Annotated in this window: 14 protein-coding genes; 4 read left to right on the forward strand and 10 right to left on the reverse strand. The window is 43.5% G+C overall.

Annotated elements, in window-relative coordinates; genetic code table 11:
- Window positions 1-100: 100 nt before the first annotated feature.
- From modC to modA, 3 genes are all read right to left on the reverse strand, one after another.
- Window positions 101-1,162, reverse strand: a complete 1,062-nt coding sequence (gene modC, locus DK423_RS03905) for a molybdenum ABC transporter ATP-binding protein ModC (protein WP_005557192.1) — start codon at window positions 1,160-1,162, stop codon at window positions 101-103.
- Window positions 1,149-1,877 (reverse strand): molybdate ABC transporter permease subunit, encoded by a 729-nt coding sequence (modB, locus tag DK423_RS03910; protein ID WP_005538273.1) that lies wholly within the window; start codon window positions 1,875-1,877, stop codon window positions 1,149-1,151. Before modB ends, modC begins: the two co-directional genes overlap by 14 nt.
- Window positions 1,878-1,955: 78 nt before the next feature.
- Window positions 1,956-2,720, reverse strand: a complete 765-nt coding sequence (gene modA, locus DK423_RS03915; RefSeq protein ID WP_005557194.1) for a molybdate ABC transporter substrate-binding protein — start codon at window positions 2,718-2,720, stop codon at window positions 1,956-1,958.
- A 228-nt stretch (window positions 2,721-2,948) separates the two neighbouring features.
- Between modA and DK423_RS03920 the strand changes: the two genes are divergently transcribed.
- Both DK423_RS03920 and DK423_RS03925 read left to right on the forward strand, forming a co-directional pair.
- Complete coding sequence (locus DK423_RS03920; RefSeq protein WP_005557197.1) at window positions 2,949-3,728, forward strand: TOBE domain-containing protein; 780 nt, start codon at window positions 2,949-2,951, stop codon at window positions 3,726-3,728.
- Window positions 3,729-3,946: 218 nt separating this feature from the next.
- Window positions 3,947-5,290, forward strand: a complete 1,344-nt coding sequence (locus DK423_RS03925; RefSeq protein ID WP_005557201.1) for a DASS family sodium-coupled anion symporter — start codon at window positions 3,947-3,949, stop codon at window positions 5,288-5,290.
- 66 nt (window positions 5,291-5,356) lie between these two features.
- Here DK423_RS03925 and yfbR read toward each other — a convergent pair whose 3' ends face one another.
- The 6 genes from yfbR to DK423_RS03955 form a co-directional block, all read right to left on the reverse strand.
- Complete coding sequence (yfbR, locus tag DK423_RS03930; protein ID WP_005557202.1) at window positions 5,357-5,953, reverse strand: 5'-deoxynucleotidase; 597 nt, start codon at window positions 5,951-5,953, stop codon at window positions 5,357-5,359.
- Between the two features lie 8 nt (window positions 5,954-5,961).
- A complete protein-coding gene (gene degS, locus DK423_RS03935; protein WP_005557204.1) occupies window positions 5,962-6,990 on the reverse strand; it encodes an outer membrane-stress sensor serine endopeptidase DegS in 1,029 nt (342 codons plus the stop codon).
- A gap of 8 nt (window positions 6,991-6,998) precedes the next feature.
- Complete coding sequence (gene ribD, locus DK423_RS03940) at window positions 6,999-8,123, reverse strand: bifunctional diaminohydroxyphosphoribosylaminopyrimidine deaminase/5-amino-6-(5-phosphoribosylamino)uracil reductase RibD (protein WP_005557206.1); 1,125 nt, start codon at window positions 8,121-8,123, stop codon at window positions 6,999-7,001.
- Window positions 8,123-8,575, reverse strand: coding sequence for a transcriptional regulator NrdR (gene nrdR / locus DK423_RS03945; RefSeq protein ID WP_005538258.1), 453 nt, complete (start codon window positions 8,573-8,575; stop codon window positions 8,123-8,125). Before nrdR ends, ribD begins: the two co-directional genes overlap by 1 nt.
- Window positions 8,576-8,692: 117 nt before the next feature.
- A complete protein-coding gene (gene rlmM / locus DK423_RS03950) occupies window positions 8,693-9,781 on the reverse strand; it encodes a 23S rRNA (cytidine(2498)-2'-O)-methyltransferase RlmM (RefSeq protein WP_032996650.1) in 1,089 nt (362 codons plus the stop codon).
- Entirely contained in the window at window positions 9,774-10,679 is a 906-nt protein-coding gene (locus DK423_RS03955; protein WP_005557211.1) for a transcriptional regulator GcvA, read from the reverse strand. Before DK423_RS03955 ends, rlmM begins: the two co-directional genes overlap by 8 nt.
- 461 nt (window positions 10,680-11,140) lie before the next feature.
- Here DK423_RS03955 and DK423_RS03960 point away from each other — a divergent pair, with 461 nt between their 5' ends.
- Both DK423_RS03960 and DK423_RS03965 read left to right on the forward strand, forming a co-directional pair.
- Window positions 11,141-12,160, forward strand: coding sequence for a branched-chain amino acid aminotransferase (locus DK423_RS03960; RefSeq protein WP_061886216.1), 1,020 nt, complete (start codon window positions 11,141-11,143; stop codon window positions 12,158-12,160).
- Between the two features lie 366 nt (window positions 12,161-12,526).
- Window positions 12,527-13,267 (forward strand): hypothetical protein, encoded by a 741-nt coding sequence (locus DK423_RS03965; RefSeq protein ID WP_005557214.1) that lies wholly within the window; start codon window positions 12,527-12,529, stop codon window positions 13,265-13,267.
- A 148-nt stretch (window positions 13,268-13,415) separates the two neighbouring features.
- Here the strand turns inward: DK423_RS03965 and mdh are convergent, their stop codons facing one another.
- On the reverse strand, window positions 13,416-14,351 hold the full coding sequence (gene mdh, locus DK423_RS03970; protein ID WP_109043878.1) for a malate dehydrogenase: 936 nt from the start codon (window positions 14,349-14,351) through the stop codon (window positions 13,416-13,418).
- Window positions 14,352-14,461 lie beyond the last annotated feature (110 nt).

A 14,461-nucleotide genomic window follows, 5' to 3' on the forward strand; every position in this document is an offset into this window, starting at 1 on the left:
AGGTTTGTTATCTGTCTAAGTTTTGGGGAGATGGTAGAGTACTTTTCTTTTCAGAAAAAATGCGCCCCTATCTAATCTACTAAATATAGGGGCGCTCAAACTATGCAGACATCACGGAAATGGCTTTAATCTGCGCATAAACCAGTTGTCCCGGTTGCAATGCCAAATCATGAAACGACCATTTACTGATACTCGCCCAAATATGCTTGCCACCAATATCCAGTTTGAGATCGACACGGTTTGCCTGTTCCTGAATTTTCACAATGCGCCCGTATAAAATGTTCCGAATGCTGGATTTTTCCGCTTTATGCAGGCTGATGGACACGTCGGAGCTATGAACGCAAATACGGACATTTTCATTCATTTCCGCTGCCACTTGGTTAATCCAAATATTCTGATCACCGATAGAAAGTGCGGTCATTTTATAAGATGGATTGTGTATAAAAACAGGCAGAGAAAGCACCGCACTTTGTTCGTTTTCCTGTTTCCAAGGCAAGAACTGCGGGCTTTCCCAAATGTTTTCCAACATATCGTAAGCCTCCACGTTGCCGTCGGTTAATAATACGACCCGCTCCGCCAGGCGCAACAGTTCATCAATGCTGTGCGTCACATACAAAATCGGAATATTAATTTCCTTGGATAACCGTTCCAGGTAATTCAGCAATTCCCACTTGCGCGGCAAATCCAAGGCGGAAAGTGGTTCATCCATTAATAAAATTTCCGGATCCGTTAACAACGCCCGCCCGATTGCCACGCGTTGTTTCTCGCCACCGGATAAGGTGATCGGATAACGTTTTAATAAATGCCCGATTCCCAGCAATTCCACAATGTAGTCAAATTCATCCTTGCTGGTGTTTTTCATGCCGTAGCGCAAATTGCCTTTCACCGTGTAATGAGGAAACAAGCGTGCGTCTTGAAAAACATAACCGATATTGCGCCGATTGGCGGGAACACAAATTTCTTCTTCCGCCTCAAATAACACACGGTCATTTAATGAAATTACGCCCTCATCCGGATTAATTAACCCGCTTATCAAATTGATCAGGGAAGATTTCCCCGAGCCGGACAAACCGAAAAGTGCGGTCACGCCTTGCGATGGAATTTCAAGTTTCGCCTGTAGGAATAAATTGCCTAATTGTTTTTTTACATCAATGTACAGCATCGCTTTGTCCTAATCTTTTCTGCATTCGTTTTGCCAGCCACTCCGATAATAATAGGGAAACCAAGGATAAAATGATGGCAAAAACACATAAACGGGCGGCTTGTTCTTCCGCGCCGGGCGTTTGAATGAAAGAATACATTGCCAAAGGAATGGTTTGTGTTTCACCGGCGATATTGGAAACGAAAGTGATGGTTGCACCGAATTCACCCAAGGAGCGGGCAAATCCTAATACGATGCCGGCTAAAATTCCCGGTAAAGATAAGGGCAAGGTGATGGTAAAAAATACCCGCCAAGGGGAGGCGCCCAAGGTTCTGGCGGCTTGTTCCAATTTTAAGTCGATGCTTTCCAGCGAGAGACGAATTGCCCGAACCACTAACGGAAATGCCACCACGGCAGCGGCTAACACTGCCCCACGCCAGCTAAAGCCGAAAGTCAGCCCGAACCATTGGTATAAATATTTGCCGATGAAACCGTTGCGCCCCATAGCCACCAGCAGCAGGTAACCAATCACCACGGGCGGCAACACCAAAGGCAAATGGATGATACCGCCGACGATGGATTTTCCGTAAAATTCTTTACGCGCTAACAGCCACGCCACAAAAATCGCAAAAGGCAGGCTCCAAATCATCGCACTGACAGACACTTCCAGGCTCAACCGAATGGCGTCGATTTCTAATTGGCTTAAGCCTAATAACGTCAGAAACTGTGTAAGCAAAATCCCGATTCCCTTTATAAATAGCCCATAAACAAAGCGTAGCACAATGGCTACGCTTCAGACGTCAATTGAGTGCGGTTATTTTACCGAGAAACCGTAATCTACAAAGACTTTTTTCGCTTCAGGCGATTCTAAATATTTTAAGAAGGCTTGCGTTTCCGCATTATTGTGATCTTTTAAAATGGCAACCGGATAATTTGCCGGTTTGTAAGAATCTTGTGGGAAGACGCCGACCGTTTTGACTTCTTTACTCACTTTCGCATCGGTTGCATACACGATACCCAACGGAGATTCACCGCGTTCAACCAAGGCTAATGCGGCACGCACATCTTTGCCACGGGCTAATTTATCTTTCACTTTGTCCCATAAGTTTAATTTGGTTAAGGCTTCTTCGGCATATTGACCGGCAGGCACGTGCGCCGGGTCGCCAACGGACAAATAAGCATCTTTTAATTGCTTAATCCATTCGCCTTTAGCAATATCGACATTTTCTAATTTGCTGTCTTTTTGTGAAATGAGCACCAGTTCGTTACCCACCAACAATTTTTCACTTTCTTTTACGGTTAAATCTTTATCGGAAAGGTATTTCATCCATTTGCCGCTGGCGGAAATAAATAAATCGGCAGGCGCGCCTTCTTCAATTTGTTTGGCTAATGTGGAAGAGGAAGCAAAGGAAAACACAATTTCTTCTTTCGGATTCATTTTTGAATAATCGGCGGCGACCTGTTTTAAGGAATCGGTCATGGATGCCGCAGCAAACACGGTTACCTTAGCTTGAGCGGAAAGTGAAAAGGCAAAACAAGCGGCGGCGAGACCGGCGGCAATTTTTGAATATTTAGACATAATGCAAACTCCATTTTTTGGTTAGTAAATAAATTATATATCGCGCAGATTATACAACGATGAACGCAATATAAAAATATGTTTGCACAAGAAAAGATCACAATATTGCGTACGCGCCAAACGATTTATCGGCGTTCTTATTCCGGACAAAATATAGTATGATGTGTAACCGATAAACCATGTCATAAAACGACATATTCCACAGCGAATTTTGAGGGGGAAACCATCATGCGAAGTACCGAAATTTTACTCACTATCAAACTGAAACAACAACTCTTCGCAGATCCAAAGCGAATCCGTTTATTAAAAGAAATTGAAAAATGCGGTTCCATTAACCAGGCGGCAAAAAATGCCAAAGTCAGCTACAAAAGCGCTTGGGATCACCTTGAAGCCATGAATAAAATCAGCCCGAAACCGTTACTGGAACGTAATATCGGCGGCAAAAACGGCGGCGGTACGGCACTCACCGTTTATGCACAGCGGTTGCTGCAACTTTATGATCTGCTTGAACAAACCCAAGAAAAGGCCTTTAGTATTTTGAAAGACGAAAAGGTTCCGCTCAACAGTTTGCTTTCCGCTACCGCGCGCTTTTCGCTGCAAAGTAGCGCACGCAATCAGTTTTTCGGCACCGTTCAGGCATTACGTTTTGAAGATGTACATTGTTTTGTGGATATTGCTCTGGAAGGCTTTTCCGAGCCATTAACCGTGTCGATTACAGAAAAAAGTGCGGTGCGTTTAAAACTTGAATTAAATAAGGAAGTTATGCTGATGTTTAAAGCACCTTGGGTAAAAATCCGCGCTAAACAGGCAAGAAATATGCCGAATCAATTCCGTGCAACGGTAAAATCCATTATTGACAAAGGGGAGGCAGGAGAAGCAATTTTAGTCTTAGAAGATTCAAGAATTGAGTTCTGTGCTACACTCACCAAAACTCAACATATTGAGCTTGAGCAACAGGTTTGGATTTCCGTCGATCCGGAGCAAATCATTCTTGCTACCCTTTATTAGCTTTTTTCCATGAAGAGCAGCTACGATGAATCATCATTTTGAACACTTTTGCAGTACACGGCATAAAAGTCGCATTTTGTTGACGTAGCACATAGTCTCTCGGGTATGTTCCTGTTGTAGTATGTTACTTTATGATTTTTGTCTTTTTATTTTTAAGGTGATTTATGATTACACCACTTTTTACTCCATCGCAGAAAAGCAAAATAAACAAGAAAGGCATGATTTTTATTATTGATGTCATTCTTTTTGTCATTCTTCTTAATGCGCTTCCCTTTGATGCACAAGCCAATCGCGGTTTGGCATTATTAGCGTTTGTCGGCATTTTATGGTTAACCGAAGCCATAAATGTTAGCGTAACCGCCCTTTTTGTACCGATTTTATCCGTAGGGCTTGGCTTGGTGAACAGCCGAGAGGCACTGGTAGCATTTGCCGATCCGACGATTTTCCTGTTCTTTGGCGGTTTTGCATTGGCAACAGCGTTAAATGTACAGAAAATCGATAAAATGATTGCCAATAAAATCATGCAATTGGCGAAAGGACGTTTATTTATCGCTGTTATGTACCTTTTCTTCGCTACCGCCTTTCTGTCCATGTGGATGAGTAACACCGCCACCGCTGCCATGATGATCCCGCTTTCCATGAGTATTCTGAGCCAAATGGATCGCCAAAAAGAGCATAATACTTATGTATTCGTATTACTCGGTATTGCTTACAGTGCCAGTATCGGCGGCATGGGTACCTTGGTAGGTAGTCCGCCAAACGCTATAGCTGCCTCCCAATTACACCTCAGTTTTGCCGATTGGTTAAAATATGGCTTACCCGTGATGTTATTACTGTTTCCAATAATTATCGGTTGGCTTTACATTATTTTCCGCCCACGTTTGAATTTACGTTTTGATGTTCAATTTGAACAAATGAAAATGGATAACAAACGCTGGTTAACCTTAGTGATTTTTGCCCTTGTGGCTTCACTATGGATTTTCAGTAAACAATTGAATTCTGCATTGACTGCATTACTCGGCTTACCGAAAACTATCGAAAGTATAGACAGCATGATTGCCCTATGTGCCGCCGTGGTTATTTGTGTTAGCGGTATTGCTACTTGGAAAGAAATTCAATCGAATACCGAATGGGGCGTGCTGTTTTTATTCGGCGGCGGCTTAACCCTGAGTTCTGTCTTGGAAAACTCCGGCGCAAGTAAAATTATGGCGGATGGCATTGTTTATTTAATCAACGGCGGACACACTTATGTTATGGCACTGATTATCGCTGCCTTTATTGTTTGTTTAACCGAATTTACTTCTAACACTGCCAGCGCGGCGCTGTTAGTGCCTATTTTCATTTCCATTGCACACGCGCTAAATATGCCACCGCTCGGATTTGCCATGATTATCGGTTTGGGCGCATCCTGTGCTTTTATGTTGCCGGTAGGTACACCGCCGAATGCCATTGTATACGGTACAGGTAACGTAAAACAAAGTGATATGATTCGGGTCGGCAAATATATTGATATCACTTGTATACTTGTTATTGCCACCATCGCGTGTATTTTCTGGATGTAACATCATTTCTCGACAATGAAAAATCTCCTGCCGTTTTCACCGCAGGAGGTTTTTTATGAATGTGATTTACAGGGTAATTTCATCAATAGACTTACCAAAACTAGGCACAAACACCTGTAAAAAATAATCCATTTCCGGGCTCCGCCACTGATCCATCAGATTTTCTAACCGCACTTTTGCCGATCTAAATTCCTGATTGCCATTTTCCAGTTCAAATTTCACCTTAATATAAGCACAGATTAAATCTGCCTGCTTCACAATATGTTTTTCTTCATCGGAAAAATAATGACTATCCAGATAAGGTAAAAAATCCGTCTGCAATTCTTCCGGCAACAAACTGATCAAATGCAGCTCGGCAGCGGTTTCAATTTGTTTGTAAGCGTGGGTGATCTCATCATTGAAATATTTGATCGGTGTCGGCAGATCGCCGGTAAAAATTTCCGATGTGTCGTGATACATCGCCATCACCGCAATGCGCTCCGCATTCAGTTGCGCACCATAAAAGCGATTTTTGATTAAGGCTAAGGCGTGCCCGACAAATGCCACCTGTAAACTATGTTCCGCCAGATTTTCCCGTTCAATATTGCGCATGAGCGACCAGCGCTGAATCAATCTCAAACGATCCAAACAGGCAAAAAAATGACTGGTCTTAATCTGTTCCATTTAACAACCTATTGATTAAACGTATATTCTTCAATAATAACCGGAGTTTTATAGGTTTTGCCCAAGCGGGAAATTTCCACTTCAACTTTCGTATTCGGACGCACATCGGCAATCAGTTTCATCATTTCTGTCGGCGAATGGGCCTCTACCTTATTGATTTTCAAAATAATATCGCCGGCTTGTAATCCGGCTTTCGCCGCCGGGCTGTTTTCAATGACACCGGTAATTAAAATCCCGCGTTCGGAAGAACCTTGTCCGTTACTAAACAAAATATCCGTTTGTACGCCGAAATAGCCGCGAATCACTCGTCCGTCACGAATAATTTTTTTCATCACATCATTTGCCAAATCAATAGGAATGGCAAAATTAAGACCTTCGGCAATTTCATTTGAGGTTTTACCGATACTCAAGGTGCTGATGCCCACCAGTTCGCCGGCGGAATTAATTAACGCCCCACCGGAATTACCTCGGTTAATGGAGGCGTCCGTTTGAATGAAGTTTTGTCGTCCGAGCGCCTCGCCCACCGCGCTACGTCCCACCGCACTAATAATCCCCTGTGACACGCTTTGTCCCAGGTTATACGGATTGCCGATTGCCAGCGCCACATCTCCCACATGCACCGGACGGCTAAGATTTTGCGGAATCGTCGATAAATTATCCGCTTTAATTTTTAATACTGCTAAATCCGTTAAAGAATCGGAACCAATGAGTGCCGCATCAAAAATATGCCCGTTTTGCAACGCTACTACAATTTGATCGGCATTTTGGATAACGTGTTTGTTCGTCAGAATATAACCGTCTTTTGACATGATCACGCCCGAACCGAGGTTGTTCACTTGCAATTGCGCGGACGAAGAAGTAAACGCCTGATTATAAACGTTTACCACCGCCGGCGAAGCAATACGCACCGCATCTTTATAAGACGCGATTTCTTGCTCCGGTAACACGGATTTCCCGGTGATTTTGGGTAGCACAAATAAAATCACACCTGCCGTAACCAAACCGATGAGCGCGGAATGTAAGATTTTTTTTAACATTGTGTTCCTTATTTTCTTATATAAATTAATTTAAGATCGTCGCCGACGGGTTCACAAGATTGCAGTTGCCATAAAGGCGCATCGGCGAGTCGGGTTAAATGAGGCAGATGACATAAATCTCTGGCGTGATCGCCTAACAGTTTCGGCGCCATGTAAATGATTAATTCATCCACCAGATTTTCGGCAATCAGCGCACCGGCTAAGGTGGCGCCCGCTTCCACCCAAAGGGTATTGATTTGACGTTTGCCTAATTCCGTCATCAGTGCCTGCAAGCGACTTTCGCCATGGTTTCGATCTAATTTTAAATATTCCGTTGACGCCGGAAAACCCGTTAATTGAAAGTCATCTTCACCTGCCAGCCAAACGGGGGCATCCGTTAAAAACACCTGAAAATCCGACCGCACTTTATGGGCGGAATCCAAAATAACGCGCACCGGTTGGCGTAAATGTTCCTGCGCATAGCGGGCTTGTGTTTCATTTGGCAATTCAGCCCAACGCACATTTAAACTCGGATTGTCCGCCAACACCGTTTGCGAGGTAGATAACATCGCCGAGGCTTTGGCACGATATTGCTGCACATCCATTCTTGCCTGTGCACCGGTGATCCATTTGCTCTCGCCGCTCGCCATAGCGGTTTTGCCATCAATGCTCATAGCAAGTTTTAATTGCACGAAAGGCTTGCCGGTGCGCATCCGTTTTAAGAAACCTTTGTTAAGCACTTCGGCTTTTTCTGCCAATAAACCCACCGCACTTTGAATGCCGGCATCCGCTAAAATCTGCAATCCCTTGCCCGCCACCTGCGGATTCGGATCGCACATGGCGGCAATCACCTTACTTACGCCTGCTTCCACCAACCCTTTGGCGCAAGGCGGTGTTCGCCCGAAATGGGAGCAAGGTTCAAGGGTAACATACGCCGTGGCACCATGGGCATTTTCACCGGCTTCACGCAATGCCATCACTTCGGCATGGGGTTCGCCTGCTTTAAAATGGAAACCTTTGCCCACAATGTTGCCGTCTTTCACCAACACGCATCCCACGGAAGGATTCGGTGTGGTGGTAAATTCGCCCTGTTTGGCTAAATCCAGGGCGAGTTGCATAAAAGCGGCATCTTGCGGGCTAAATTGTGCGTCCATTATTGATCCTTGAGGTTTTCGATTTCTTGGCTAAATTCATTAATGTTATCAAAGCTCAAATACACGGACGCAAAACGGATATATGCCACTTTATCCAGATTTTTTAACTCGTCCATCACAAGCGTACCCACCAATTTGCTCGGTACTTCACGCTCGCCGGTGGCGCGTAATTGGTGAATAATGCGGCTAATTGCCTTTTCCACGTCGTCGGAGCTGACCGGGCGTTTTTCCAGCGCGTGCTGAATGCCGCGACGTAATTTATCTTCGTTAAACGGCTCGCGATTACCGTTATTTTTAATAATTTTCGGCACGATCAATTCCGCCGTTTCAAAGGTGGTAAAACGCTCGTGACACTGACCGCACTCTCTGCGCCGACGCACCTGAAAACCATCGGAAACCAAGCGACTGTCGATGACTTTGGTTTCTTCCGTTGAACAAAAAGGACAACGCATATTTGCCTCCAATAAAAACACTGAAAAAAATAACCGCACTTTAGCTCATCTGCAGGCGGTTATTTTACAAGTAATTTGTGTAAAGTGCGGTATAAAAAATAAAAATTTTACCGCCTTTTACAACAACCGAAGATAAACGGTGATTTCTTCACGATCATGATACAGATGTTTCGCCTGTAACCGATATTTTAAGCCTTGTTGCGACAACTTATCCGCAATTGACTGCAGGCATTGTTGTACCTTCGCATAGCGTTTTTTCATCGGCAGTTTTAGGTTAAAAATCATGCTGTGGCACCAGCCATTAAGCAGCCATTTGGTCATTAATTCCGCAATTCGGCTCGGTTGTTCCACCATGTCGCACACCAACCAATCAATTTTACGTCGCTTCGGCGGCTGAAATTTAAACCCGTCTTCCGCACAATGTTCAATGCGGCCCGTCTCGTGCAGACTTGCCGCCATTTTGCCGTGATCTACCGCATACACAAATAAACCGCGCTTCACCAATTGATAGGTCCAACCGCCAGGGCAAGCACCGAGATCCACGGCATACATGGTCTCATTAAGCAGTTCCGGTTCTTTATGGCGCGGAATGAAGGTCAAAATCGCCTCTTCCAGTTTCAACGTAGAACGACTTGGCGCCTCGGCAGGAAATTTTAAGCGCTGAATGTCCATCAAATGCGCAGAATGGTTGTGATTATAGGAATAGCCCACATAGCAGGCGTTATTGCGTAAGAAAAAAAGATGCAATGTCAGACCGCACTTTTGATTGTGCTTGGCACTCAGCCAGCCCTGCTTTTTTAATGCCTGGCGTAGTGGCACGGTGAATTTGCGACAAAATCCGAGTAATTCCTTCGCTTCGTTGGTGTCGGCGGTTTCCACCCACAATTCACCGCTGTTTTCCAATGAAATCCTGTCGGCAATTTGCTGGTATTGTTGAACAATCGGCGTGATGCGATCCTGTTGCGGTAAATCCGTTAATAAATCGGAAACCACCAACATTTGACGGGCGAAAATCAGCTGCTGAAAAGGCAATTCACGTGCCAATAAGTCGGCATCGCCGGGCTGATAACATTCAAATATCACATAGCCGCTGTTTTCCGCCACGCGGGCACACCCAAATACGCCTTTTTCTGCCGCTTTATCGGTCATTTCCGCCGCCAATTCGCGCTCAAACCCCATTCGACAATATAATGCCAGCTTATTCATTTTCTTGTTTATTTTCTTCTTGATTAATGGCTTGAATAATCCAGGAACGGAATGCGACGATTCGTTCATCTTTGCTGTTATCCAAATGATTGACCACATAAAAGGATTTCGGATCGCGTAAATTCGTGTCAAAAACCGGCTGTAAATTGCCGTTATCCAGTTCTTGCTGCGCTAAAATTCGGTTGGCAAGCACAATGCCTTGCTCATGAATCGCCGCCTGTAACGCCATAAATGTGTGGCTGAAAATCGGGCCTTGCTGAATATTTAAATCTTCCAGTTCCAGATAATTCGCCATGTGTTGCCAATTGTCACGGGCGTGAATATGCAACAGCGTGTGATGTTTTAAATCTTCTCGATGATGAATCGGTTTTTGCGCCAATAATTTCGGCGAGGCAAGAATCAATAAATCTTCTTCCACCAGACGATCCAGCTGTAAGTTATCCCAATTGCCTTTGCCGTAATAAATGGCAATATCAATATCCTGGCTAAGCAAGCCTTCATCCTGATCCACGCCTTTTAACCGTACTTCAATATCAGGGTGTAGCTTATTAAAATCACTCAAACGCGGCACTAACCATTGGATCCCGAAGGTTTGCGGCACACTGATGGTTAAGTGTTTATCGGCTTTTAAAGCAAGCAGTTTATCGGTGGCTTCCACCAAACGGAAAAGGATTTTCGTAATATCGGCATAATAGGCTTTGCCGAAATCCGTAAGTTCCAAGGCGCGGTTTTTCCGTTTAAAGAGTTCCACGCCTAAAAAATCTTCCAGTAGTTTAATTTGGTGGCTAATCGCCGCTTGGGTAACAAAAAGCTCATCCGCCGCTTTGGTGAAACTTAGAAATCTGGCGGCGGCTTCAAAGGCTTTCAGCGAGTTTAACGGTGGCAAACGCTTATACATGATAATTCCTAAATGGTTTATTTATAAATGTGGTTAATCAGATTATTTTTTTTTATAAATCCAATAAAAAAATCTCTTTTGCCTAATATTTCCATTTTACATACAATACAGCCATACTTAGTGTTTGGTACTTTCTTATTGGTTGAAGAGTTTCCAATTAAGTATGATGTTGTGTTTGCATATTGTTTGGTTGTTCCAAACGAAGTAACAAAAGTTACTATTTTATTTCCTGTATATTAGGCTTATTCGCCGGACACCGCTCCCTAAAAAGAGCGGTGTTTTTTATGGCTAAATTCTAACATAGTTACCCGCCGATTTCCTGCCCTCGCTCACAAATCCGAGTGCGCTTCGCTTCTTCGCCCAAAATTTCATTTATTTTTGTGATTAAAATATTTTAAATCCTTATGGAATAAGGTAGATTAAAAATGACCTAAATAACAACATACATATAAGGAAAAACCATGTCAGACTTACTTGATTGGAAAAATCTCGGCTTCAGTTATATCAAAACGGATTATCGTTTCATTGCCCACTGGAAAGACGGCAAATGGGATAACGGTGAATTAAGTACCGACAGTACACTCCATATTCACGAAGGATCCACCGCACTTCACTACGGTCAGCAATGTTTTGAAGGCTTAAAAGCCTACCGTTGTAAAGATGGTTCAATTAACCTTTTTCGCCCCGACCAAAATGCCAAGCGTATGCAAAAAACCTGCGATCGTTTATTAATGCCGCAAGTGCCTACCGAATTCTTTATCCGCGCCTGTAAAGAAGTGGTGAAAGCCAATGAACGCTGGGTGGCGCCTTACGGCACAGGGGCGACCTTATATTTGCGTCCGTTCGTGATCGGCGTGGGTGAAAACATCGGCGTGCGCCCGGCACCGGAATATATTTTCTGCGTATTCTGCTGCCCGGTCGGTGCGTATTTCAAAGGCGGCATGAAACCGTCTAATTTCCTGGTGACCGATTATGACCGTGCCGCACCGCACGGCACCGGTGGCGTGAAAGTCGGCGGAAACTACGCGGCAAGTTTATTACCGCATGAACTCGCTGCCGAACGCAAATTCGCCGATGCCATCTACCTTGATCCGAAAACCCACACCAAAATTGAAGAAGTGGGTGCGGCAAATTTCTTCGGTATTACTCGTGATAACAAATTCATCACCCCGCTTTCTCCGTCCATTTTGCCAAGTATCACAAAATACTCGCTACTTTATTTAGCCAAAGAACGCTTGGGCATGGAAACCATTGAAGGCGATGTGTATATCAACGAACTGGATCAATTTACCGAAGCCGGCGCCTGCGGAACCGCAGCCGTCATTTCGCCAATCGGCGGAATCCAATACGGCGATGATTTCCATGTTTTTTACTCCGAAACCGAAGTAGGTCCAGTCACCAAACGTCTTTACGACGAACTCACCGGCATCCAATTCGGTGATGTGGAAGCACCGGAAGGGTGGATGGTAAAAGTGGATTAATTCTCGGCTACGACAGAACACAAAAGTGCGGTGGAAAAACACTGTATTTTTCTACCGCACTTTTATGTCAGTTTAAATTGACCATACTAGATAACATACGAATTAAAAATCAATTTAAAATCCTCCTTATGCTTTTGCATTCACGAATCTAACAACTTACTTTATAGAAAATAGTTACCCTAAAATTTTATTTATCCTTATCTATTATTCTGGGAATGTTATAGCTTCCTGATAAAAAATCCCAATGAGTAAATAGGCAACATGTGAATAAATTCTGTTCAAACAGACCCGTAAAACTTGAACTAAGATAATTTTTTCATAAAATGATTTTCACTTTTATCTTATCAACAATAAATCAAAGTCTTTATGTTAAAAACCTTAAGTAAACTTATCTCATCTTCGATTTCTATGGCTTTTTTAGTCGTTTTGGGTTGGTCAGTAGCTTACGGCTATGGCTGGGGACAATCTTATTTTTATGGCTTCCCATGGTGGTATGTGGATGTGGGCACCGGTAATGTAGCTCGTAGTTTCGGTTATGTAATTTGGGTAAGTATTATCCTCTTGGCTACTTATTTAGTTGGCTTGTTTGGGTTAAAAAAAGCCAGACCGTTCATTACCGATTACTGCATGAACCTGTTGCGGACTTATATTCTATGTAATGTCTTCTTTATTCCGGTTATTCTTGCTTACATCCTGACAGTTGGAAAAGTTAATTATCTTTTCGCAATCTTCTACATTGGCATTACTTTTATTTTTACTCTGTTGTTTAAAAATTATATTCGTAAGCACATCGGTACGATTTCTATCAACACGACGCTCGCATTTTTATATAAAAATAAAATTTATGTGATGTTGTCTACCTATTGTTATTTTGTAATATGTGCGTTTATCGTCGGATATTCACGCCCACATTTCAAAACAGTATTTGACTCATTAGAAATTGAAGGCAAAGCTTATTACGTATTAGCAAAATACAGTGATACTTTTATCTTAGCGAAAAGTACTCGCGCTACTAATGACAGTTTTTATCTTTACAAAATGAATATTAATTTTTTATGTCGTGTCAGAGTGGTTAATACACAGAATGTTTTAACACAACCTGACTAAAATAGCTGCCTGTGCCTTTTAGCCATTTCTTATATTCTACGTATTCCCGGACAGATAAAATCCCCGTTCAAGCGGGGATTTTATCTATAGGGAACAAAAAAACGCAGAAAATATTCACTGCACTTTTTATGCTATGTCCAAGGTCAGCTTATGGATTAACAAACTTCTCACCCAACTCAATATCTGCACGCAATGTCGGTAACATGGTTTCTAAAGCCTGTTGTTCAAAGGCGCTGAGTTTACCGATTGGCAGGATTTCTTCCACACCTTCTTTACCGAAGCGAACCGGTTGTGCGAAGAAGCGGGCATATTTGCCGTCGCCTTCTACATAGCTGCATTCCACTACGTTTTCACCTTGTAAACCGCGCACTACAGCATTAGCAAAACGGGCTGCCGCCTGTGCCATGGATAAGGTTGCGGAACCGCCGCCGGCTTTCGCATTTACCACTTCGGTACCGGCGTTTTGAATGCGTTTGGTTAACGGTTCAATTTCGTCCTCTTTCCATTCAACATATTGCACTTGAGATAATAACGGAAGAATGGTCACGCCGGAGTGTCCGCCGATGACAGGCACGATGGTGCGATAAACATTTAAGCCTTTTAATTCGGAAACGAAAGTTTCGGAACGAAGCACGTCCAAGGTGGTCACGCCGAATAATTTACGCTTGTCATAAACACCGGCTTTTTTCAACACTTCCGCCGCGATAGCAACGGTGGTATTTACCGGGTTGGTGATGATACCGATACAGGCTTTCGGGCAAGTTACCGCCACTTTTTCGATTAAATTACGCACGATGCCCGCATTAATATTGAATAAATCGGAGCGATCCATACCCGGTTTACGCGCCACACCGGCAGAAATTAACACCACATCCGCACCTTTAAGTGCAGGGGTCGGATCTTCACCGCTAAAGCCTTCAATTTTCACCGCTGTAGGAATGTGGCTCACATCCACCGCAACACCCGGAGTCACCAGCGCAATATCATAAAGTGATAATTCGGAACCTGCCGGTAGCTGTAACTTCAGTAATAATGCCAATGCTTGGCCGATACCGCCTGCGGCACCTAAAACAGCAACTTTCATTTCATTCTCCTCATATAGTAAAAAATGGGTAGTTAAAAAATCTGAAAAAATTGTACGCTCATCAATTTTTAAATTCAAACAGGCAGGTGCAAATGTGCGATCTAACTCAA

Source organism: Aggregatibacter actinomycetemcomitans (genome assembly GCF_003130205.1).
Classification (GTDB): Bacteria; Pseudomonadota; Gammaproteobacteria; order Enterobacterales; family Pasteurellaceae; genus Aggregatibacter; species Aggregatibacter actinomycetemcomitans_A.

Coding starts and splice junctions, on each gene's coding strand:
- modC (WP_005557192.1), bottom strand. CDS start 1,162: ATGCTGTACATTGATGTAAAAAAACAATTAGGCAATTTATTCCTACAG.
- modA (WP_005557194.1), bottom strand. CDS start 2,720: ATGTCTAAATATTCAAAAATTGCCGCCGGTCTCGCCGCCGCTTGTTTT.
- DK423_RS03920 (WP_005557197.1), top strand. CDS start 2,949: ATGCGAAGTACCGAAATTTTACTCACTATCAAACTGAAACAACAACTC.
- DK423_RS03925 (WP_005557201.1), top strand. CDS start 3,947: ATGATTTTTATTATTGATGTCATTCTTTTTGTCATTCTTCTTAATGCG.
- yfbR (WP_005557202.1), bottom strand. CDS start 5,953: ATGGAACAGATTAAGACCAGTCATTTTTTTGCCTGTTTGGATCGTTTG.
- degS (WP_005557204.1), bottom strand. CDS start 6,990: ATGTTAAAAAAAATCTTACATTCCGCGCTCATCGGTTTGGTTACGGCA.
- ribD (WP_005557206.1), bottom strand. CDS start 8,123: ATGGACGCACAATTTAGCCCGCAAGATGCCGCTTTTATGCAACTCGCC.
- nrdR (WP_005538258.1), bottom strand. CDS start 8,575: ATGCGTTGTCCTTTTTGTTCAACGGAAGAAACCAAAGTCATCGACAGT.
- rlmM (WP_032996650.1), bottom strand. CDS start 9,781: ATGAATAAGCTGGCATTATATTGTCGAATGGGGTTTGAGCGCGAATTG.
- DK423_RS03955 (WP_005557211.1), bottom strand. CDS start 10,679: ATGTATAAGCGTTTGCCACCGTTAAACTCGCTGAAAGCCTTTGAAGCC.
- DK423_RS03960 (WP_061886216.1), top strand. CDS start 11,141: ATGTCAGACTTACTTGATTGGAAAAATCTCGGCTTCAGTTATATCAAA.
- DK423_RS03965 (WP_005557214.1), top strand. CDS start 12,527: ATGTTAAAAACCTTAAGTAAACTTATCTCATCTTCGATTTCTATGGCT.
- mdh (WP_109043878.1), bottom strand. CDS start 14,351: ATGAAAGTTGCTGTTTTAGGTGCCGCAGGCGGTATCGGCCAAGCATTG.